Genomic DNA, 19,924 nt, shown 5'->3' with positions numbered 1-19,924 from the left:
TATTTTGTGCTAATTTATTTTATTAAAAAAAGCCGTTCCAAATCGTATTACCCCTTTATTTCAAGGTCAACGGCCATTTCTTTATGATTTTCTTTATTCAGTATTCTTAAACCAATAATATCTGCCTGATTGATAATAAAAGTAACTACTGCATTTGGTGCATAAGCCCCGTCATGGGTTTTAAACACCAACTTTCCTTCATAGGTTAAATTTACTAAGCCTTTTTTATCAGTCTTATTTTTGGTTTGTATCTGCGAAGTAAATTCGGCAGTAACATAGGCACTATTGTCTAACATATTTGCCTTACCACCGCTAAGTTCAGTCAAAAATTCGGCATTAGAAATCTTTAATTGACCATTTCTGTTAGAATAAATATCAACCATTTTGCTGAAATTTATTTCACTCCATGTCTCATCAACATTCACATAAGTTTTAGTAACAAATGCTTCTTGTATTGGTTCTTGTCCATAAGTTTTATAAAGACATAAAAATAAAACGAGTAATAAATACAGTTTTTTCATAATTCAAAGTTGTAAGTTAGTGTTACAAATGTAAATTTTTATTTGAAAAATCAAATAAAAATAATTTGAATTATTTACACTGTTTTTTATACATAACAAAAAAAACAGCTGTTTTATTGGCAATTCCTTAATAATATTCTTTTAAAAAACCCTTTTTTATTGCATTTTAACAAGTAAGAGATTCTAATTTGACAAACCAAATAGCGATTCTTATAATACAATAACTACTTTTCTTTGACTAAAAAACACTCCAAAACTTCTTAAACACGAAACTTAACTGCTTTTAACGCTAATGTTATTTACAAAACATTAATAACTGTTTCTATTTGAGGAGCATACTTCTTAATTGTAGTTTCTACCCCTGCTCTCAAAGTCATTTGGTTAACGCTGCAACTAGTACAAGCTCCTTCAAGTCGTACTTTTACATGTTTTCCTTCATCAATTGAAATGAGCTTAATGTCTCCACCATCTGAATTCAAAAAAGGTCTGATTTCATCTAGCGCTTTCAAAACATTATTTGTTAATTCTTCTGTTTTCATAAATTGGTATCTATTGTTTGCTATCTTCTAGTTCTATCAAAATTACTAGATGTAATTTCAACTCAATTTTATCCATCGATAGCATTTGAATTAATATTCAAGCTTCATAATTATTTCTTAACAGCTGAACATCCAGCCATTGTCGTAATTTTGATAGCTTCAGTTGGCTCTAAATTTTCGTTTCTACTAACAACTTCACTTACAACATTACGTGTAATCTCATCGAAAACATTTTCAATAACAGAACCTGTTTGCAATGCAGCAGGACGACCATAATCTCCAGCTTCGCGAATAGATTGAACAATTGGAACTTCTCCTAAGAAAGCAACTCCTAAATCTTGTGCAAGATCTTTAGCTCCTTCTTTTCCAAAAATATAATATTTATTGTTAGGTAATTCTTCTGGTGTAAAATAGGCCATGTTCTCTACAATTCCCAAAACAGGAACATTTATAGCTTCTGATAAAAACATAGAAATACCTTTTTTTGCATCTGCCAAAGCAACAGCTTGAGGGGTACTTACCACAACAGCTCCTGTAACAGGCAAAGATTGCATAATCGAAAGATGAATATCACCAGTTCCCGGAGGTAAATCAATTAACATAAAGTCTAATTCTCCCCAATTTGCATCAAAAATCATTTGATTCAATGCTTTAGAAGCCATTGGACCTCTCCAAATAACAGCTTGGCTTGGAGATGTGAAAAATCCAATAGAAAGCATTTTAACACCATAACTTTCTACAGGTTTCATTTTTGATTTTCCATTAACCTCAATAGAAATAGGCTTTTCATTTTCTACATCAAACATAATTGGCATGGAAGGACCATAGATATCGGCATCAAGAACACCAACAGCAAAACCCATTTTTGACAATGTTACTGCTAAATTTGCCGTAACAGTAGATTTTCCAACGCCACCTTTTCCAGAAGCAACAGCAATAATATTTTTTATTCCTGGAATTGCTTTCCCTTTGATTTGGTTTGGATTTTCAGCCGCAGCAGCTTCTACTTTTATGTTTACTTTAATTTTGGCATCTGCCGAAACCAAGTCATGTATAGTTTTTTTGATATCATCTTCGGCTCTTTTCTTAATATGCATTGCTGGAGTGTGCAATAACAAATCTACAATAACCTCATCTCCAAAAGTGACTATGTTTGTAACAGCACCACTTTCTACCATATTTTTACCTTCACCAGCAATAGTAATCGTTTCTAATGCTTTAAGAATGTTATTTTTATCTAATTTCATTTTTAATCTTCTATCTGTTTATGCTTTTAAAAAGCATGTTTTATTTAAACTAATTTTAGATTGCAAAGATAACTCATTAAGTTCTTATTCTAAAGGATTTGTATTGGATTTGTTGATATTGAAATTATTCAAAATGATACTATTCATTTGGGCTCTCTTCATGTTCTAACAAAGTAGTCTGTTTTGGTTTTATTAGTTTCTGTAGTTTCTTCCTATTACATGTAAATTTTGATATACGTTGACAATATTATATAAATCAACTGCTATCAGTATTTAATAACTTTGAATATCATAAATTTTTGATTCATAGCATTTTACAAAAAGAAAATGGACACTTATTTTACATATATGTTAATCTGTTTTCACTCTTTTTTTAAAATATTAAAGTCATTCTGGAAAAATATTTAAAATTATAAAGTCATGAAAAATCTTAATTCCTTATTAATTATTACAGCGATTGGTTTTTTATTCTCACCTTTTTGCTATGCCAGTAAAGAAATAAAATCCATTAATGATAATTTATCTTCAAAAGAAAACACTTTACATCTTGAAAATAATTATTCTAAAATATTTCTTGATAGCACACTTACAGTTCAGCCTTTAAGTAATAATTCAATTAAAGCAAAATCTGAAGTTCTAAAAGAAGGTCAATATGTTTTATCAACTCAATTTGACAAACTCCAAAAAGTTCTTGAAAAATATCAAACTATTGAAAAAAACAATCAATGGAAAAGAATTGATATAAATCCTGCAAACTACAAAAATTTAAAACCTACTGACAGTGGAACAATTGTAAAACAAATTAGAGAACGTTTATTTATTGTTGGTGATTTGAAACAAGACTCTAAAAGTAACATATATGATGAAGAATTGATGGCAGGTGTTTTAAATTACAAAAAAAGATATGGACTGACCTTAAATTATGAGTTAACCTTAGAACACATAAATCAAATGAACGAACCTATAAGTAATCGAATAAAAACCATAAAACTAAATATGGAACGCTGTCGTGAAATACCCGAAAACCTTGCAAATGCATCAGAGTATATTATGGTAAACATCCCTTCGTATAGATTATTTTATATTAAAGATGGGAAAAACGAGTTTGCATCAGATGTATTTGTGGGCGCAAAATGGTCCGAAACTGAAACTTTCACTAGTATGATGGACAAAATTGTGTTTAGTCCCTATTGGTATATTCCACAAAGTATAATAGATAATGAATTAAAATTAAAGATTTTTGCAGACAAAAATTATTTGGAAGAAAACAACATGGAATGGAACGGAGGTCGCGTTAGACAAAAACCAGGTCCCAAAAACTCTTTAGGATTGGTTAAGTTCATGTTTCCAAATCAATATGATATTTATATGCATGATACACCTTCGAAAAGTTTATTTTTATTTGAGAAACGTACTTTTAGTCATGGATGTATAAATATAAAAGACGCCAAAGGTTTAGCACAGTCCATTTTAAAAAATGATCCAGATTGGTCAATCGAAAAAATAGATAATGCAATGAGTGGTGAAAAAGAAACAACTTATGAATTGAAAAATAAAATCCCTGTATATATCGGATATTTTACAGCTTGGGTAAGCGATGATAATGGAGAAATTAGTTTTTTTGATGATATCTACGGTAAAGATATTAATACTGAACAATTGCAAAACACTAGTGTCGTAATGGATTAAACAGTTTTATAGATTTTGAATAAGTTTGAAAGAATTAGCCATGGGAATTAATCGAGTTGCACCAAATAATACAATTTCAATTGTTCATCAAAAAAGAAAACTTAGTTTCTCTTTTATGAAATAAATTATGACACCGAGTAAAAAGTGTAATGATCTAGATTTTATAAAATTTGAATTTAAAACTTGTATATTTTTCATTAAAAGATAGATATCTGCATTTTTTCATCAAAAAAATGATTCAAAACGTTACAAACATTGTGCGTTTAATATTTTTTTAGATACATTTATACTACTAATTTTAGCTATATTCCTATTTAAGCTTTTAGAATCCGGAAAAATGAAACCTATAGTTAGATCTAAAAATGAAAAAATGAAAAAAATCACTTTAACACTAAATATATTACTGGCTTTTTTTGCGTTTTGTTCGTTTAAGCCAATAAGAGTAAAAGAGCATATAAACAAACACTCTATTTTTATGAATGTTGAAAATATAACTTTTAGAAAAGACTCAACTTTTCATCTAGATAAAACTTATTTTGATGTTTTTTTAAAAAAATATCCCAAATATAAAAACTACTTAACAGCTACTGAAACTTTATACAAGAACAGAAACTACAGTACTATTTGGTATGATGACAGATCTATTGGAGAATTAGGGCATTTTTTATATAATAAAGCAAAATTACTAGCAGAAGATCAAGATATAAAATCCGACATTCCTTATCTAAACGATATTGATCTTATCTTTAATGAAACTGCTGACAAAAAACCATCAAAGAAAGATTCCGAAATCCTACTCACTTGTATGTATATTTATTATGCAGACAAAGTTTATAATGGTCTTGATGAAAAAAAAGTAAAAGAATTAGGATGGTATTTACCTAAAAAGGAAATCTCATATGAAAAAATTCTAGATTCATTACTTATTACACCAACCCTAATAAACAAGGACAAATCTGCATTTTTTAGCCAATACTACAAACTACAAGATGCTTTAAAAAAATACAGAACTATCCAAAGGGATTACGAATGGAAAAGGATTGACTCAGCATCAGTTTACAAAGAATTCAACCCAAATGATAGCTCAATTACTATTGCTCAAATAAGAAATCGTTTATTTATATATGGTGATTTAAAAGAAGACTCGAAAAAACCGATATATGATAATGAATTAATGGCTGGAGTCTTAAATTTCAAAAAACGTAATGGCTTAACAATGAACAGTACCATTGAACCACAACATATCAGCCTAATGAACACTCCAATAAGCGACCTAATCCGTACCCTTTTAGTCAATATGGAACGCTGTCGCTGGATTCCTCCAATTTTAGAGAAAGACAAAAAGTATGTAATGATTAATATTCCATCTTTCCATCTGATTTATGTTAAAGATGGTAAATATAGGTTTGAATCAAATGTCTTTGTCGGTACGCGAATGACTGAAACAGTTATTTTTAGTGGTAAAATTGAACGAATCGTGTTTAGTCCATACTGGAATGTCCCTTCAAGCATCGTAAATAATGTTTTAAAATTTAAAGCCTCACAAGACCCAAATTACCTTGCCGAAAATAATTTAGAAAATAATAATGGTCATTACAGACAGAAACCAGGTCCGAATAACTCATTAGGTTTAGTAAAATTTATGTTTCCAAACCCTAACGATATTTACATGCATGATACTCCTGACAAAAGCTTGTTCGATTCTGAATCCAGAACCTTTAGTCACGGATGTATAAATGTACAAAAGGCAAAAGAATTAGCCATTGTCCTTTTAGAAGATGATCCAGATTGGCCAGTAGACAAAATTAATAAAGCTATGAGCGGGAAAGTAGAAACACCTTGTGTTCTTAAAAATAAAATCCCAATTTACATTGGCTATTATACCGCTTGGGTACATGACGACGGACAAATAAGTTTTTACAACGATATTTACAGCCGAGACGAACGCCTTGCAAAAACATTACATTTAGACTAAAATTAAAAAAGGAACCCTCTAATTCAGGGTTCCTTTTTAATTTCTGGCTCCCAGAATACAGTCTCAAAATTCATAATTTGATTGTTTACAACAACAACCCCTTCGCTTTCCAGTAATTGTTGCATGAGATTGGTTCCATCAAAATGATGTTTACCTGTGAGTAATCCTTTTCTATTTACCACTCGATGAGCTGGAACATCTTCTAAATTATGAGCAGCATTCATAGCCCAACCAACCATTCTGGCAGACCTTGCAGCACCTAAAACTTTGGCAATAGCTCCATATGAAGTAACTTTTCCATATGGAATTTGCTTAACGACAGCATAGACTTTTTCAAAAAAATTTTCATTTGCCTCCATTGTCTCTTATTCAAAAATATCCTTTAACAAGTTTAAAGAGTGTAACTATAGAGACGAGTCCGGTAATGGCTCCAATAATATAATTTCCATTGTTCATCAAAAAAGAAGATTTGGCTTCTCTTTTTTTGAAATATACGATGTAAAGATAAAAAACTAAAAAAGAACCCGTTACTACACCAAATACAAATGCGTAAATAAAAGAATCTATAAAATAAAAATAGCCATAAGTAGAAAGTGTGATAGATACAAAAACATAGTACGGAACAGGAAATAAATTCAAAGCCGATAGTAACATTCCTAAAAAAAATCGGTTCGTCTTACTACGTATTTTAATTTCCTCTTTGGGTAACTTTGGCCTTTTGGCTTTCCAGAAAAAATAAATAGTCAGGGCAATAAAAATAAACAATCCAATTTCTTGCAATTTATTAATTACATCAGGATGACTATTAATAAAATCTGCAAACAATAAAGCTAAAAAAGTTTGAAAAAAAACAATTACAGTGGCACCAATTGCAAAAAAAATAGCTTCAATTCTACCGTCTTTCAAACTTACTTTTGCAGCCGTCATATTGATCAAACCAGGAGGTGTAATACCAATAGCCGCAACAATAAATCCGAGAAAAAAAGGTAATAATAATGCCATCTTTTGTTTTTAATCAATCCCTAAACAAAGCTTCGGTTTTAGTCTTAGATTTCAATTTTCATCCAATGTTATCTACCAATGCAAATAAAAATAAATATGTAATCCAAATACTATTTTATCTTGAAACGAATATACGTAATTGCTTTGTTAATTTCCAAATATTGTTTTTCATAAAAAGTCTGAAAAGCAGTAACTTCTTCTGGACTTCCTTCATTAACATATACATTATGATTGGCATACAAAACTTCATGTCCTTCACCATGTAACAACCCAAGTGTATAACCATGCATGAATTCACTGTCGGTTTTCAGGTTAACAACACCTTCTTTTTTGAGGATTTTTTTATACAACTGTAGAAATTCAGAATTGGTCATTCTATGCTTAGTTCTCTTGTATTTTATTTGAGGATCTGGAAAAGTAATCCAAATTTCATCAACTTCATTTTCGGCAAAAATATGATTGATTAATTCGATTTGAGTCCTAATAAATGCCACGTTATGCAGTCCTGTTTCTACAGCCGTTTTTGCACCACGCCAAAAACGAGCACCTTTAATATCAATTCCAACGAAGTTTTTATTAGGGTATCTATCAGCCAAACCAACAGAATATTCTCCTTTTCCACAACCCAATTCAAGTACTAATGGGTTATTATTTTTAAAAAAATCTGAATTCCATTTCCCTCTTAGTGGAAATAAATCTCCAACGACTTCTTCTCTTGTTGGTTGAAAAACATTATTGAATGTTTCGTTTTCTTTGAACCTTTTTAATTTATTTTTACTTCCCACGATATGATTACGATTTCGGCAAAATTAAGGAATTATATAAGAATGATGGCTCAAGTATCGAAAAAATCAAAAATTATCATTTAGAATCCCTTTTTTGAAGTAAAACATCTTCTATGGGTGCAATGATTTTAATCACTTCATTAGTATTATCATTTGGAATGGTCATAGACAAAACATACTGTTTTATTTTCCATTCCTTTCCTATTTTTACAAGGACACCAGAACCTCTACAAATTTTCATTTGCGTATTCAAAAGTTCATCAAACCAAGCAAGTTTACCAGAATTATCAAAATAAACATGACGCTCAATTGCTTTAAAATCCCAAGCTTTTCCTTTATCAAAATGCGGCTTTGCATAGGCTTTGAAATCCTTTTTGTTCCAGTTTTCAGTTGGATCTGTTCCAATAAAAATCGCATCTTCGGTCATCATTCCGAAATAATTATTAAAATTAGCTTCTGCCGCCGCTTTGTGCCAGGCATCTAGTGTTCTATTTACTTGTTCTTTTTCATCAGATTCCTTATACTGCAAAGGATGAAAACTAATTAAGATTAACGCTACTAAACTTAGAATAAATACTTTCATACTTTTTATTTTTTATCCTTCAAACTTCCCAATTTTATTTTCATCTCCCCATTTTTTCCATCCACGACTAGCAAACGAACCACTATTCCTTTATAACGTTTAGCCTCTCGTTCATTTTTATCTTTTATTTTAAAATCATCTTCTGGATTTCTTAATGGAATAACTAAGCCTAATTTTGTACCTTTTTTAAATGAATAAATTCCTTCTACATCAAAATTCAACACATTCGAACTCACTTTAAAATAGTCAACATTCACAATACTTCCGCTTATATTTAATTGCCCAGACAAATCATTGAAAACAATATTTTTTACATCGCGATTAGGAAAAGCAAATTTTCCAACTTTCATAATTGGTTTAAAATCAGTTAATGATCCATTTTTAATTTCGTAAAATAAATTTCCCTTAGCAGATTCATCCACCAAATCACCATTCTGATTCATTTTTATATTCAAATCGGCTTTAGCTGAAAGATTTCCTTTAATATTTTTAGGCTGAAAAGATGTAATTCCGAAATTCTTAAAAGAAGTTAAAAACTGAGGAATGTCGACCGTACTGATATTTACATTTGTTTTTACATTAAATGATTCTCCCTCAGGAATCATTTGAGAATTGAATGTAATCTTGCCACCACAAGTTTCAATTACACCTTGCTTAATAAAAGCACGTCTATTACTCAGTACTATATTGATTTTTGCATTTTTGGCCGTTAAATTCGAATATACCATTTTGTCAAGATTCAAATTTAAAACGACTTGACATTTTTTGACTAGAGCCATTCTTTTTTTAGTATCAACTTTTTTAGCCGGTGCTTTTTTAACCTCTGCACCCTTTTCCTTATAAGCCAAAACTCCCATAAACTTCTTAACATCCATATAAGGACTTTTTATATTGACAACAGCAACCATTTTTTCGGGCTGATCATAATAGAGATTAAGGAAGTTATCTATTTTCCCATCCACAAACACAATGTTTTTATTGCTTTGATATTTAATATTTCGGATAAACAAGGCTTCCTCTGTAAAATCAAGAAGAACATTCGTTTGAAAAGTTAGGTTTTTAGCTTTGAACAGCATATTCGCTTTTTCTATATTGACTTTTCCTGTAAAACGAGGTTTTGAAATACGTAGAGAAACAATATCAACATTAAATTTCAAATCAACATTGGCAGTACCTCCATTGAATTTAATAAAATCCTCTCCAAAAACATTCCCTAATTTCTCCACTTCAAATTTGGAATGTAATGTTCCAGTTGCGATAGGCTTTTCCAAATTAATAATTGCAGCCTCTGGAATTTCTATTGGAATTCCTTCATGAATTCCTTTGAAATCTTTAATGATTACAGCTGAATTAGCATCAACGTTTCCTAAACCATTTTTAAAATTATTGGTGTATTTCCCAACAAAACTACAATCTGTGGTTTCGCCTTCTCCTGAGACCAATACATTGTCTTTTATTTTTCCTACTACAATGATTTCGGGGTCACCCGCAGCATTCATGTCACCTATGATGCTGCAATTTGCCTCTAATGGTTTTGTTAGATTAAAATGATTTAGTATTTTAAACAAGTGTGGATCTAACAAACGGGCAGCATTTAACCACAAAATTTTAGTAGTAATATTGATATTCATTATTGGATGTTCTTTTTCTAAACCAAAACTCGCTTTGATATCAAAATCATCCTCACCTATTCCTAATCCTTCTGTAAGTACTTCAATTTTATTTTTTGCTTTAGAAAATTGTACCGCTAACTTCCCTTTTATTCTTTTGTCTTTTATAAAACTACCTTTAAGGGTACTAAAAGCCATACTCTTGGCAAAAACATCAAGAAACAAATTAGTACCCCAACCATCATCTGTATAATTTATTTTACTTTTTAAAGAAGCAACTTCAAAATGAAACAGTTTATTTCTTTGCAAATTTTGAGAAATAAATACCACGTTTTTAAAATCTATCTCATTGATTTCGGTATCTGTTTTAGACTTTGGTTTATTTGTTTTTGGTTTTGGCTTTAAAATATTTGAATTGGAAACTCCATTTTTATCTTTGAACAAATCAATTTTTGTATCAATCAATACAATTTTTTCGATTTTGACTTTTTTATGCAACAAGCTAAGAACATTCAAGCGTACCTCAATTTCACCAGCTTTAAGAACACTTCTTTTATGAATAGCATATAAACTATCTTGTAATTCTACTTTATTTAAAACCACAGTAAAATTGGGAAAACCAATCAAAAATTTATATCCAACATTACCAATATTTGCATGTCCGGAAATATTTTCATTAATTTTTTGATTGATATCAGTCATTATATCGGCTTTATTCTTTTCAAAATAAATACGTAAGCCAATAAAAAGAGCCAGAAGTAATGCTAATAATGAAATAAAGAAAATTTTAATTAGTTTGAAGATTTTTGTTTTTAAAAATCCATTCACTCTTTGAATAAGTCTATTCATGTGTAGATATTTATTGTTTTATGACTAAATAAATGTTTGCATTATGAATTTAAAAAACTGAATTGAGAACCAAATAGATCTCCTTCTTTTCAAAGTTAACATAATATATTTACAAAAATCGACGTTATATTAAATGTTTTAGTTCTTTACTTAATTATAAACAAAACAATTAAACAGTATTTTTCACATAAATTTAAACATTTGTTTCTTGTTTTTTTGCATTATGATTATTTAAGAATTAAAATTTTGTAGTACTTTTGAAACAATCAACCTCAAAAAGAGGTTTTAATCTAAAACGAAAAAATATGAAATCATTAAAAATCGTATTACTAGGTGCCTTTATAATGTTAGTTTCTAATACAGTTTCAGCACAAAAATGGGGAATTAGAGCTGGTGCCAACATTTCAGATGTTAATGTAGATGGATTGGACACCTCAAGTAAAACAGGACTTTATGTTGGTATTTACAAAGAAATTCCATTAATAAAAAGTTTATTATTTATCCAGCCTGAGGTACAATATTCTCAAGAGGGTTTTAAAACTAAGGGGGTTGAGGATACGAAAATAGATTATTTAACTGTGCCTATTTTAGCAAAAATTTATGTTGCCAAAATAGTAAGTTTTGAAACTGGACCTCAGTTTGGGTTTAAAATTAGTGATAATATTAATAAAACCTTTGCTGATGTAAAGGACTTTGTGCCTTCTTGGGCTTTTGGAGCATCTCTTAATCTTCCTCTTGGATTATCTATAAACGCTAGATATATTTCTGCATTAAACGATAATTTCGAAGTAAAGAATGGTTTAAATAATACTTTTGATTCAGGTAAAAATCAAGTTTTTCAAATAGGAGCTGCTTTTCAATTCTAAAGAAAAATAACTAAATTTATTATTACTGAAAAATGCCTTAAAGTTATTGCTTTAAGGCATTTTTTATGTTTATTCTAAACGTAAAACATAAAACTATCATACTATACAGTTTTCAAAATGATTTAAATATATTTAGAAAAGAAATAAAAACAAGAGAGGCTGCCCCAAAAGACAGCCTCATATTGTTATGATTTATATTTATTACTTAGTGTACTTTCTGTTTATCGAATGTCGTATTTAATGCTTTCTTGATTTTATCCAAAGCACCATGAAAGGCTTTTTCGATAGAATCGGCATGTTCTGTAACGGCAATTGGTTGCATATTTGCTGGTCTTGCTTCAATAAGGCAACGTTTGTCGCCAAAACCAGTCTTAGCACTGTTTTCATCTCCAAAATGCACTTCTATACGAGTCACTTTATCATCAAAACGGGATAATACTCTTTCTATTTCACTAGAAAAATAAGTTTCCAATCTATCGCTACCTTCTACATTCTTGTCTGTGTTGATTTGTACTTTCATAATTATAAAAATTTATTTATTAGAGGTCCCATATGAACTTGCTTATCATAAATGGTTTGATTAAACCAGCATTCTAACAGCTCATTTCACATTATTTTTTTTATAGCGTTTTGGCTATATCTCAAAGTTAAAAATTATTATCGAATACCATCCTCTTTTAGTAAAACATTATAAAATGAAAAGGTTTATTTTAACTTTCTTCTTCTAAACCCTCAAATTGTTTTTCTAAAGCTTTATCGGTTTTAATTCTTTTAACGGTTTCTTTTCTAGCAATCAATAATGGAATTGCAACTCCAGCTGATAACGCCAAAATGATAAACAAAGCCGAAAGTCCATTATTTGCTGTTTCGAAAAAAAGCTTAGGATAAACATCAGGATTCTTTTCAGCGGTTAATTTCACAACCCCTACCATTGCTTTGTAAGCAAAAAACCCTGGAATCATAGGGATTAATGCGGGAATTGAAAAAACTATTGGCGGGGCTTTACGGTAATGAGCCGCAAAAACACTTAAAAACCCAACAAGACTTGCACCACACAAAGTCGCAAAAACTAATCCAAATTCAAGCGAAATTATATAAAACTTCAACAATCCACCAAGTGCTGCCATGATATAAATAGCTCCTAAAGTACGACGAGGAACGTTGAACAATACCCCAAAACCAATCCCTGCACAACCTAACCATATTCCTTTTTCTAGTAATGTAAAATCCATTTTAGTGTAATTTAAAAATTAATAATGAAACCATTAACCCTAGTGCAATAGCAAAAGCAATAACCAAAACATTTACACCTCTGGTGGTTCCATTTAATATATTTCCGTCAATAAAATCGGAGAAAGAATTAATCATAGGCACTCCAGGAATTAAAAACAAAACAGAAGTCGATAATGCATGTATAAATTCTCTATCAGGATTTAAAAAAGAGTACAAACCGACCAAGAAAGAAGACGTTAAGGATGCAAAAAAGATGCACAGGTAAAAATTAAATTTAAGTTTCATAGTTTCCTGTCTCACAAAAAGCCCTAAGAAACTCCCCAAGAAACAAAGAATCATTTCGGTTAATCCTCCACCAAACAATCTACAAAAGGAAGCTCCTGCCAAAGCTACCAAAAACAAAACAACAAATCTTGGGTACAAGGCTTTTCGATCAAGTAGTGTTAGTTCATTATTTATTCGCTCTACTGACCATTTTTCTTCCACAATTTTCCAGCTCATGGTACTAATATCAGAGATGAGATTAAAATTAAGATGCATGTTGGGTACCCATTTTACACTAGTAAACGTTTTAATTTGATCTTTATACGTTAAAGTAATCATTAAGGCATGATTGGTGATCATTAAATCTGAACAACATCCAAAGGCTCCAGATATTCTATTAATGGTGACCTTGACCCGTTCGGTATTAGCTCCAGCTACTATCAGTAAAGAACCTATTTCTAGGAGCATTTCTCCCAGTTCATATTTGTTTGGTTTTGCAACTATTTCCATATAAATGTAATTGTTAATTTTACTCTCAAATTTAACGAATTAGCACCTCAAAAAGACTGATATTTGACAGTTAAACCTATAATTTATTTAGAGAATAAATAACAAGTGATTTCTATCGATTTCGCTTCTTGTTTAAACTAGAAAAAATTAAAAACAAGGCTTAATTTAGCGATTTTTAGATCTAATTTGATGATCTTTTAGAGTACTTTGCAGCTTACAAAATACAAAAAAACGCTAGAATTTTAATGAAAACCTATTTTTTAACGTACCTTTTTATCAAATTATCGATTTTAACATCGTTAATGTTTAAACTTTACAATATAGACGTAATTAAAAAAAGATAAATAGGTCGGCTAGTTTACAAAATTAAAAACCATTTTTAAAAAACTAAAAAAACTCCAATTCCTCTTATGAAGACAGATGCCCTAGCCCTGATGGAAGGGAAAATCCTTTTTATTTTTCCTTTAAAAATAAAAAGATTGGAATGACAGCAGGAATAGCTTCCAAATTAACTGAGAATAACAATTAGTAATACATTTATAATGAAAACTAATTTGGTAATGACGTTTGGTTGGTTTTAAATTTCTAAATTTGTACTCTAGTTTTAAGAAATAAGCATTTAAACATAAAATAAAAATAGTATGGCATTAGCAATAACAGATGCTACTTTTGATGAAGTAGTTTTGAAATCAGATAAACCGGTAATGGTAGATTTTTGGGCAGCATGGTGTGGACCTTGTAGAATGGTAGGACCAATCATTGACGAACTAAGCAGCGAGTATGAAGGAAAAGTTGTTGTAGGGAAAGTTGATGTTGATGCAAACCAAGAATTTGCTGCAAAATACGGTGTTAGAAATATCCCAACAGTCTTGGTTTTTCATAACGGAGAAGTTGTTGGAAAACAAGTTGGAGTTGCTCCAAAACAAACGTATGCAGATAGTTTGGATGCTTTGTTGTAATCTAAATTGAAATAAGTTTAAAAAGGTCTGGCGAAAGTCGGGCCTTTTTTTATGGAATATACTATAAGAACTTATGGTGTGTGTTTTTAAATTTTTAAATCATTTAATCTTTTAATACATTTGGGAGATGAAGATTGAAACGCAAATAAAAAAAATAGCTAGTTTTCAGCACTTGGAATTATTAGCCAATCAAGTGGTGGAAGGGTTTATTTCGGGCATGCATAAGAGTCCGTTTCATGGATTTTCGGCTGAGTTTGCTGAGCACAAAGTGTATAATACCGGAGAAAGCACCAAACATATCGATTGGAAGTTGTTTGCCAAAACGGATCGATTGTATACAAAATGTTTTGAAGAAGAAACGAATTTGAGATGTCATATTATTATTGACAATTCTTCATCGATGCATTATCCTAAACTGAAGGAGAATCAGCAATTTTATGAAAGTAAAATTGGCTTTTCGGTATTGGCTTCTGCTGTTTTAATGAATTTATTGAAGAAACAACGTGATGCTGTTGGTTTGAGTGTGTTTTCGGATAGTTATGAGTATTATGCTCCCGAAAAAGGAAGTGACCGTCACCACAGAATGATATTGAATACTCTCGAAGGACTTCTGGAACAGCCAAAAGAGAAAAAGAATACGGATACTATTACCTATTTACATCAAATTGCAGAGAAGATTCACAGGCGTTCGATGATTATTTTGTTTACAGATATGTTTCAGTCAGAAAATGAAGAAGCGCTGTTTAATGCCTTGCAACACCTGAAACACGACAAGCATAAAGTAGTTTTATTTCATGTCATTGATAAGGAAACAGAACTAAAATTTGATTTTGACAACTCACCAAGGAAGTTTATTGATGTCGAAACAGGTGATGAAGTAGTACTTTTTGCAGATAATGTAAAGGAAGAATACGAAAAAAGAGTGGGTGATTACTTCAAAAAGCTTGCTTTAACCTGCGCTCAAAACAAAATAAAGTACATTCCTGTTGGGGTTGACGAAAGTTTTGACAAAATTTTGACAGCATACTTAGTTGAAAAACAAAACTTTGGATAAACGAACTAAAAAAAATTTAAAATTCTCTATTAAAAGGCTTGCGTAAACGGAAATCTATTGTATCTTTGCCACCGCAATAAAGCAGAGGTTTGGTAGTTCAGTTGGTTAGAATACATGCCTGTCACGCATGGGGTCGCGGGTTCGAGTCCCGTCCAGACCGCAATATTGGGGAAAGCCTTTCGTAACAGAAAGGCTTTTTTGCCCAAATACGGTATCTAAAGCTAGTTGTGTTGTTTTCTCGTTTAGAACGAGATCGGTTTGTAGTTAGACCAATGAAAAGCTTTCCAATGCTTCTGAATTTATTCGGAATCTACGGATGGCTTTTTTGATTTTTAAGAGATTATTTTTTTTAAAATCTTATGTTATAAAATAGTTGCGTAAACAAAAATTAATTGTACATTTGCAACCGCAATAAAGCAGGGTTTGGTAGTTCAGTTGGTTAGAATACATGCCTGTCACGCATGGGGTCGCGGGTTCGAGTCCCGTCCAGACCGCTTAAATTGGGAAAGCCTTTTCGTAATGGAAAGGCTTTTTTTATGGATATAAGTTTTCTAAATTCTTTGTATTGTTTAGAGTACAGCTTTAAATATTTCACTTTTAGCATTTAGACAATGAAAAATGTCCTTAAAATAAATAAAGCCTTTTTGTATTATAGAATTTTCAATTTTTAATTTTGGAGAAATTCTTTTTACTTCTTTTGCCATTATTCGCCCATATTCTATCCCCTAATCCGTTACCTTGGGTTTTACAAATCGAAAATAAATTGGAATTGGTTTATTTAATCGAAAATAAATAATAATAAACAAAGCGTTTTAAAGCATTTAAATTTAAGTTGACTCATAACTTTAAGAATAATCGAGTAAAGTTTCTTAAATCAAATATTTTGCTTATTAATTACCATACAGCCAATAATAATCACTAACACTTCATTTATAAAACAAATAAAACGGACTAAATAACTTTGCCTTGTGTTATTTAATTCCGCTTTACTTTATTTATCAGCTTACTTTGGCTTATTTGGGTTCTATTGCTTATAGTTTACCTTGTTTATGTTTAGGAATCCTCTATCAAAAGTTTATTACTATTAGAATAAGTATTAAGCTTATTATAAATTAAATTATTAATTTTCTTCTCAAATTCATATAAAAGTTCTTCTCTCAAACTGAGATTTGTAGATATATGACTTCTTAATAGACTAAAAATTTCATTACGGTACTTTGTCTTATTGGTTCCAGTTTTTATTTTATTTAGCAAGTCAATTATTTTATAAATTCCAAAAGTTTTAAAGCCTTCAGTCATAAAGAATTTTTTTAATTCTGAGAAAGTCATATTTTCAAGTTCTACTTTGGCTTCATTAAAATTAATAAATTCAATACGTTCAAAAAATTTCTGAATTTGGATGATAATTTCGTCCCAATGTTGAATTATTTTCCCAACAGTGTTTGCTTTCTCTTTATAAAAAGAAACACCGCAAACAGAATTTACTTTTACTTCAAATCTTAAATATGAGTTCGTCACTTGGATAGGTTTATCAGCTTTAATAAATCTGCCTTTATGATAACGGTTTTTTGATTTAATTTCAATCTCTTTTTCATAAAGAATAAAGCTGTAATATTTCCCTCTAAAATAAAGAGTAGTATCACTTTCTTCGACTCTTTCAAAATCTTTGTACCAAACAAAACATTTCAATAAATCGTTAAATTTAATCTTTAAGCGAATTGTTATACCAGATTCTATTTTAGTATTTCGTCCTAAAAGTAAATCTTCATATAAAACATCAATTTTTTTAGCTATTTTCTTATAGCATTCCTCATATTGTGGCTTAGTTAATTCTTCGAGAGTATTTCCATTTAAATACCATTTTTTCAAACTTCCATTAATTCTTAATCTAAATATATCTTCTTCATCGTCATACCGCAATGATAGTAACAAAAAGCTTCTACTTTTTTCAGCATACAATTTTTTTCTAAAGTAATGGTAGTTTTTAGGTAAAGCTTTTTTACCCTCTTTGGGTTTAGGATGGTATTGAATCCATTCTTCAACATTAATCCTATTCGTAACATAATTATCAATATATGTTGTGTTGTTATCCATGACGGTTTACTTTTTAATTATATATTTTTCCAATTCGATTCGACTAATTAGAATTTTTCCATTAGCTATTTTTTGATTTGCCTTTAAACCTTTTTTTCTAAATCCGTCTATAATTTTTCGACTTAATCCAAATTCAATTTCTATATCAGATATAGATAACCATTCTTTTTTAAATTCTGGTCTCTCAGAATAATCCGCCAACATTTTTCTTGTTTCAATGACAAATTTTATAAGGTTACTATAAACTCGTCTTTCTACCATAATTTTAGCATTCATGTTTTTTATATTTTAGTTGTTACATATTTACATAATAGGCGCCAGCTATTTTTTTTTATTGGAAAAAGTCAAATTTTTTTCAATCATCAGCAAATCACGTAGTTGTTGAGACAAAAAAAGCGACCTATTTCTAGGTCGCTGTATGAAAAAATATTTTTTTAATTAATCAATATTCAATACTATTAAGAAGTTCTTTTTTATTCAAATTAAAATACTGGTATAGGTCTTTTGGCATCTTTTTAAACCAATCGTAATCATCACAATCGCAACTTTTTACTGCATCATCATATCTTTTTATATTTTCAACAATATATTTATCAATGTCTAATGCGTCTTTCCCCCAACTCCGATTATCTTTAAGTGCATTGCTCGTTTTATAAAATGATAAATAATCTTCATTATATTTATTGTTTAGATGTGTTTTTCTTATATCGACTAAATCCTTTACGAAACTAGTGACGTCTCTAAAACAATCCGAATAACCTTGGTCTTCACAAATACCACTAATTTTAGGAGAATAATGATTTAAGTTAATTAAATAATTAGGAAAAGAATAATTAGATTTAGAATTTACAACGTTTAAAGTGTCTTCCTCATTCACAGTTTCATTTTTTACTCTAATGAAATTAGTAGGTAGAGTTTCTAAATTAAAATCAATTTTACCTTTACTTTCCAATTGATTCTTTACTTCTTTAAAACTCATATTTTCAGACGTAATTAATGACATATAACCTTCATATTTATTGCTATAAACAATAGTTCTTTTAGCAGCGTCAGTTGAACTTGGATTTTCTCCATTAGCGATTAATGTATATTGAGCTTTTTTTACCAAATCAAGGTCTTTTTTTATTAACAATAAGGGTAATTTATATTTTAAATATTCTCTGATATAGATTAATTCTTCAGCTCTATCATTAAAAATAGTTTTATTAAAACTATTTTCAACAAGCGTATCGCTATTAACAAGTGTAGATTTTGCTGATTTAATGGATTCGAGAAATTTTGTAGCATCTTCCCTTTTACAAGCCGTAAATAGGATTAAAAAAATAAAAACGGATACAATATTTTTGCTTTTCATACTTAAACTACCTATAATAATCATTAACAGTTTTTCCAGGATTTTCAATTAGCCATTTTTCTAATTTATTTTCAGGATTTTGACTAATAGGATTTCGGTATAGATTTTTTAATTTTTCTTCTTCAATAATTCGTTCTTCTCTTTTTTCGTCAGTTTCTCCAAGTACATGTAGAAAAAAGATGCTTAATAAAGGAGAAACTATCAGGGAATATAAAATCCATAATGTGGTATTTCTTCCCTTTTTACTTGCTATTTCCGCAATAATGAAAAGAGGGATTATCATAAAAATAATTACAAAAAGTACTAGGAGCAAAGCTCCCCATTTAACTATTACTTCGGTGTATTCCATAAGGATTTGGGTTATAATTTATTTATAAGTTAGTTAACAGCTAAAATAATAAAATTGTATAATATATGCGGTAAATTTTAAGCGGTATTATTTACAATTTTCCGCTTATGGAAGATTTAGATAAAAATATCGAATTAAAAATCAATCAGATTTCACAAAAGCTAAAAGAAATCAGACTATCAAAGGGTTATACTAGCTACGAAACATTTGCCTACGAAAATGAATTAAATAGAGTACAGTACTGGAGGATAGAATCAGGAAGAAATATAACTTTAAAAACTTTAATCAAAATATTAGAAATACATAAAATATCCTTGAAAGATTTCTTTAATGACTTATAAACGTTTTTTTATTTACAAAGTAGAATTATAGGAGGAATTTAAGTGTCTATTATTGACCATTAAAGTCGAATAATATCCATAAAAAACCCGCTATTAGCGG

General features: G+C 29.9%; 21 protein-coding genes and 2 tRNA genes. 8 read left to right on the top strand and 15 right to left on the bottom strand.

Annotated elements, in window-relative coordinates; all coding sequences use genetic code 11:
• Nucleotides 1-47: 47 nt before the first annotated feature.
• The 3 genes from CLU82_RS10520 to CLU82_RS10510 all read right to left on the bottom strand — a co-directional run bounded on the left by CLU82_RS10520 (nucleotide 48) and on the right by CLU82_RS10510 (nucleotide 2,307).
• On the bottom strand, nucleotides 48-521 hold the full coding sequence (locus tag CLU82_RS10520) for a hypothetical protein (protein WP_100843053.1): 474 nt from the start codon (nucleotides 519-521) through the stop codon (nucleotides 48-50).
• 299 nt (nucleotides 522-820) lie between these two features.
• On the bottom strand, nucleotides 821-1,060 hold the full coding sequence (locus CLU82_RS10515) for a NifU family protein (protein WP_100843052.1): 240 nt from the start codon (nucleotides 1,058-1,060) through the stop codon (nucleotides 821-823).
• Nucleotides 1,061-1,170: 110 nt separating this feature from the next.
• Nucleotides 1,171-2,307, bottom strand: a complete 1,137-nt coding sequence (locus CLU82_RS10510; RefSeq protein WP_100843051.1) for an Mrp/NBP35 family ATP-binding protein — start codon at nucleotides 2,305-2,307, stop codon at nucleotides 1,171-1,173.
• A 420-nt stretch (nucleotides 2,308-2,727) separates the two neighbouring features.
• On the opposite strand from CLU82_RS10510, the gene CLU82_RS10505 reads away from it, so the two are divergent.
• Both CLU82_RS10505 and CLU82_RS10500 read left to right on the top strand, forming a co-directional pair.
• Nucleotides 2,728-3,996: a L,D-transpeptidase family protein gene (locus tag CLU82_RS10505; protein WP_100843050.1), complete on the top strand. Its 1,269-nt coding sequence runs from the start codon at nucleotides 2,728-2,730 to the stop codon at nucleotides 3,994-3,996.
• 370 nt (nucleotides 3,997-4,366) lie between these two features.
• Nucleotides 4,367-5,971, top strand: coding sequence for a murein L,D-transpeptidase (locus tag CLU82_RS10500; RefSeq protein ID WP_100845005.1), 1,605 nt, complete (start codon nucleotides 4,367-4,369; stop codon nucleotides 5,969-5,971).
• Between the two features lie 23 nt (nucleotides 5,972-5,994).
• On the opposite strand, the gene CLU82_RS10495 is transcribed toward CLU82_RS10500, so the two are convergent.
• From CLU82_RS10495 to CLU82_RS10475, 5 genes are all read right to left on the bottom strand, one after another.
• Nucleotides 5,995-6,330: an MGMT family protein gene (locus tag CLU82_RS10495; protein ID WP_100843049.1), complete on the bottom strand. Its 336-nt coding sequence runs from the start codon at nucleotides 6,328-6,330 to the stop codon at nucleotides 5,995-5,997.
• Nucleotides 6,331-6,340: 10 nt separating this feature from the next.
• Nucleotides 6,341-6,973 carry a LysE family transporter gene (locus tag CLU82_RS10490; RefSeq protein ID WP_100843048.1) on the bottom strand — a complete coding sequence of 211 codons (633 nt, stop codon included), beginning with the start codon at nucleotides 6,971-6,973 and terminating at the stop codon, nucleotides 6,341-6,343.
• Between the two features lie 110 nt (nucleotides 6,974-7,083).
• Entirely contained in the window at nucleotides 7,084-7,758 is a 675-nt protein-coding gene (gene trmB / locus CLU82_RS10485) for a tRNA (guanosine(46)-N7)-methyltransferase TrmB (protein WP_100843047.1), read from the bottom strand.
• Between the two features lie 76 nt (nucleotides 7,759-7,834).
• Entirely contained in the window at nucleotides 7,835-8,341 is a 507-nt protein-coding gene (locus CLU82_RS10480; protein WP_100843046.1) for a nuclear transport factor 2 family protein, read from the bottom strand.
• A 5-nt stretch (nucleotides 8,342-8,346) separates the two neighbouring features.
• On the bottom strand, nucleotides 8,347-10,800 hold the full coding sequence (locus CLU82_RS10475; RefSeq protein ID WP_100843045.1) for an AsmA family protein: 2,454 nt from the start codon (nucleotides 10,798-10,800) through the stop codon (nucleotides 8,347-8,349).
• A gap of 305 nt (nucleotides 10,801-11,105) precedes the next feature.
• On the opposite strand from CLU82_RS10475, the gene CLU82_RS10470 reads away from it, so the two are divergent.
• Complete coding sequence (locus CLU82_RS10470; RefSeq protein WP_100843044.1) at nucleotides 11,106-11,666, top strand: porin family protein; 561 nt, start codon at nucleotides 11,106-11,108, stop codon at nucleotides 11,664-11,666.
• Nucleotides 11,667-11,871: 205 nt separating this feature from the next.
• Here CLU82_RS10470 and CLU82_RS10465 read toward each other — a convergent pair whose 3' ends face one another.
• The 3 genes from CLU82_RS10465 to CLU82_RS10455 all read right to left on the bottom strand — a co-directional run bounded on the left by CLU82_RS10465 (nucleotide 11,872) and on the right by CLU82_RS10455 (nucleotide 13,673).
• Complete coding sequence (locus CLU82_RS10465; RefSeq protein WP_100843043.1) at nucleotides 11,872-12,186, bottom strand: HPF/RaiA family ribosome-associated protein; 315 nt, start codon at nucleotides 12,184-12,186, stop codon at nucleotides 11,872-11,874.
• 190 nt (nucleotides 12,187-12,376) lie between these two features.
• Nucleotides 12,377-12,898: a threonine/serine exporter family protein gene (locus CLU82_RS10460; protein ID WP_100843042.1), complete on the bottom strand. Its 522-nt coding sequence runs from the start codon at nucleotides 12,896-12,898 to the stop codon at nucleotides 12,377-12,379.
• 1 nt (nucleotide 12,899) lies between these two features.
• Nucleotides 12,900-13,673 carry a threonine/serine exporter ThrE family protein gene (locus CLU82_RS10455; protein ID WP_100843041.1) on the bottom strand — a complete coding sequence of 258 codons (774 nt, stop codon included), beginning with the start codon at nucleotides 13,671-13,673 and terminating at the stop codon, nucleotides 12,900-12,902.
• Nucleotides 13,674-14,314: 641 nt separating this feature from the next.
• Here CLU82_RS10455 and trxA point away from each other — a divergent pair.
• The 4 genes from trxA (at nucleotide 14,315) to CLU82_RS10435 (ending at nucleotide 16,180) form a co-directional block, all read left to right on the top strand.
• On the top strand, nucleotides 14,315-14,632 hold the full coding sequence (trxA, locus tag CLU82_RS10450; protein WP_007805142.1) for a thioredoxin: 318 nt from the start codon (nucleotides 14,315-14,317) through the stop codon (nucleotides 14,630-14,632).
• A gap of 127 nt (nucleotides 14,633-14,759) precedes the next feature.
• On the top strand, nucleotides 14,760-15,686 hold the full coding sequence (locus tag CLU82_RS10445) for a DUF58 domain-containing protein (protein WP_100843040.1): 927 nt from the start codon (nucleotides 14,760-14,762) through the stop codon (nucleotides 15,684-15,686).
• Between the two features lie 86 nt (nucleotides 15,687-15,772).
• A tRNA-Asp gene (locus tag CLU82_RS10440) sits at nucleotides 15,773-15,846 on the top strand.
• A 260-nt stretch (nucleotides 15,847-16,106) separates the two neighbouring features.
• A tRNA-Asp gene (locus CLU82_RS10435) sits at nucleotides 16,107-16,180 on the top strand.
• Nucleotides 16,181-16,739: 559 nt separating this feature from the next.
• Here the strand turns inward: CLU82_RS10435 and CLU82_RS10430 are convergent.
• The 4 genes from CLU82_RS10430 to CLU82_RS10415 form a co-directional block, all read right to left on the bottom strand.
• A complete protein-coding gene (locus CLU82_RS10430) occupies nucleotides 16,740-17,780 on the bottom strand; it encodes a hypothetical protein (RefSeq protein WP_100843039.1) in 1,041 nt (346 codons plus the stop codon).
• Nucleotides 17,781-17,786: 6 nt separating this feature from the next.
• Nucleotides 17,787-18,056, bottom strand: a complete 270-nt coding sequence (locus tag CLU82_RS10425) for a hypothetical protein (protein WP_100843038.1) — start codon at nucleotides 18,054-18,056, stop codon at nucleotides 17,787-17,789.
• A gap of 166 nt (nucleotides 18,057-18,222) precedes the next feature.
• Entirely contained in the window at nucleotides 18,223-19,134 is a 912-nt protein-coding gene (locus tag CLU82_RS10420) for a hypothetical protein (protein ID WP_157813344.1), read from the bottom strand.
• A 7-nt stretch (nucleotides 19,135-19,141) separates the two neighbouring features.
• Entirely contained in the window at nucleotides 19,142-19,483 is a 342-nt protein-coding gene (locus CLU82_RS10415; protein ID WP_100843036.1) for a hypothetical protein, read from the bottom strand.
• 107 nt (nucleotides 19,484-19,590) lie between these two features.
• On the opposite strand from CLU82_RS10415, the gene CLU82_RS10410 reads away from it, so the two are divergent.
• A complete protein-coding gene (locus CLU82_RS10410; protein ID WP_100843035.1) occupies nucleotides 19,591-19,824 on the top strand; it encodes a helix-turn-helix domain-containing protein in 234 nt (77 codons plus the stop codon).
• Nucleotides 19,825-19,924: the final 100 nt, after the last annotated feature.

This window comes from Flavobacterium sp. 5, assembly GCF_002813295.1.
Taxonomy (GTDB): Bacteria; Bacteroidota; Bacteroidia; order Flavobacteriales; family Flavobacteriaceae; genus Flavobacterium.
Note: the sequence above shows the minus strand (reverse complement) of the source record. Positions and strands in the feature narration are given on the sequence as shown.

What these genes read in the sequence shown, in the direction of transcription:
- CLU82_RS10410 (WP_100843035.1), top strand. Translation starts at nt 19,591, where the DNA reads ATGGAAGATTTAGATAAAAATATCGAATTAAAAATCAATCAGATTTCA.
- CLU82_RS10510 (WP_100843051.1), bottom strand. Translation starts at nt 2,307, where the DNA reads ATGAAATTAGATAAAAATAACATTCTTAAAGCATTAGAAACGATTACT.
- trxA (WP_007805142.1), top strand. Translation starts at nt 14,315, where the DNA reads ATGGCATTAGCAATAACAGATGCTACTTTTGATGAAGTAGTTTTGAAA.
- CLU82_RS10460 (WP_100843042.1), bottom strand. Translation starts at nt 12,898, where the DNA reads ATGGATTTTACATTACTAGAAAAAGGAATATGGTTAGGTTGTGCAGGG.
- CLU82_RS10445 (WP_100843040.1), top strand. Translation starts at nt 14,760, where the DNA reads ATGAAGATTGAAACGCAAATAAAAAAAATAGCTAGTTTTCAGCACTTG.
- CLU82_RS10505 (WP_100843050.1), top strand. Translation starts at nt 2,728, where the DNA reads ATGAAAAATCTTAATTCCTTATTAATTATTACAGCGATTGGTTTTTTA.
- CLU82_RS10455 (WP_100843041.1), bottom strand. Translation starts at nt 13,673, where the DNA reads ATGGAAATAGTTGCAAAACCAAACAAATATGAACTGGGAGAAATGCTC.
- CLU82_RS10520 (WP_100843053.1), bottom strand. Translation starts at nt 521, where the DNA reads ATGAAAAAACTGTATTTATTACTCGTTTTATTTTTATGTCTTTATAAA.
- CLU82_RS10480 (WP_100843046.1), bottom strand. Translation starts at nt 8,341, where the DNA reads ATGAAAGTATTTATTCTAAGTTTAGTAGCGTTAATCTTAATTAGTTTT.
- CLU82_RS10465 (WP_100843043.1), bottom strand. Translation starts at nt 12,186, where the DNA reads ATGAAAGTACAAATCAACACAGACAAGAATGTAGAAGGTAGCGATAGA.
- CLU82_RS10490 (WP_100843048.1), bottom strand. Translation starts at nt 6,973, where the DNA reads ATGGCATTATTATTACCTTTTTTTCTCGGATTTATTGTTGCGGCTATT.
- CLU82_RS10425 (WP_100843038.1), bottom strand. Translation starts at nt 18,056, where the DNA reads ATGAATGCTAAAATTATGGTAGAAAGACGAGTTTATAGTAACCTTATA.
- CLU82_RS10420 (WP_157813344.1), bottom strand. Translation starts at nt 19,134, where the DNA reads ATGAAAAGCAAAAATATTGTATCCGTTTTTATTTTTTTAATCCTATTT.
- CLU82_RS10430 (WP_100843039.1), bottom strand. Translation starts at nt 17,780, where the DNA reads ATGGATAACAACACAACATATATTGATAATTATGTTACGAATAGGATT.
- CLU82_RS10415 (WP_100843036.1), bottom strand. Translation starts at nt 19,483, where the DNA reads ATGGAATACACCGAAGTAATAGTTAAATGGGGAGCTTTGCTCCTAGTA.
- CLU82_RS10500 (WP_100845005.1), top strand. Translation starts at nt 4,367, where the DNA reads ATGAAAAAAATCACTTTAACACTAAATATATTACTGGCTTTTTTTGCG.
- CLU82_RS10495 (WP_100843049.1), bottom strand. Translation starts at nt 6,330, where the DNA reads ATGGAGGCAAATGAAAATTTTTTTGAAAAAGTCTATGCTGTCGTTAAG.
- CLU82_RS10515 (WP_100843052.1), bottom strand. Translation starts at nt 1,060, where the DNA reads ATGAAAACAGAAGAATTAACAAATAATGTTTTGAAAGCGCTAGATGAA.
- CLU82_RS10475 (WP_100843045.1), bottom strand. Translation starts at nt 10,800, where the DNA reads ATGAATAGACTTATTCAAAGAGTGAATGGATTTTTAAAAACAAAAATC.
- CLU82_RS10470 (WP_100843044.1), top strand. Translation starts at nt 11,106, where the DNA reads ATGAAATCATTAAAAATCGTATTACTAGGTGCCTTTATAATGTTAGTT.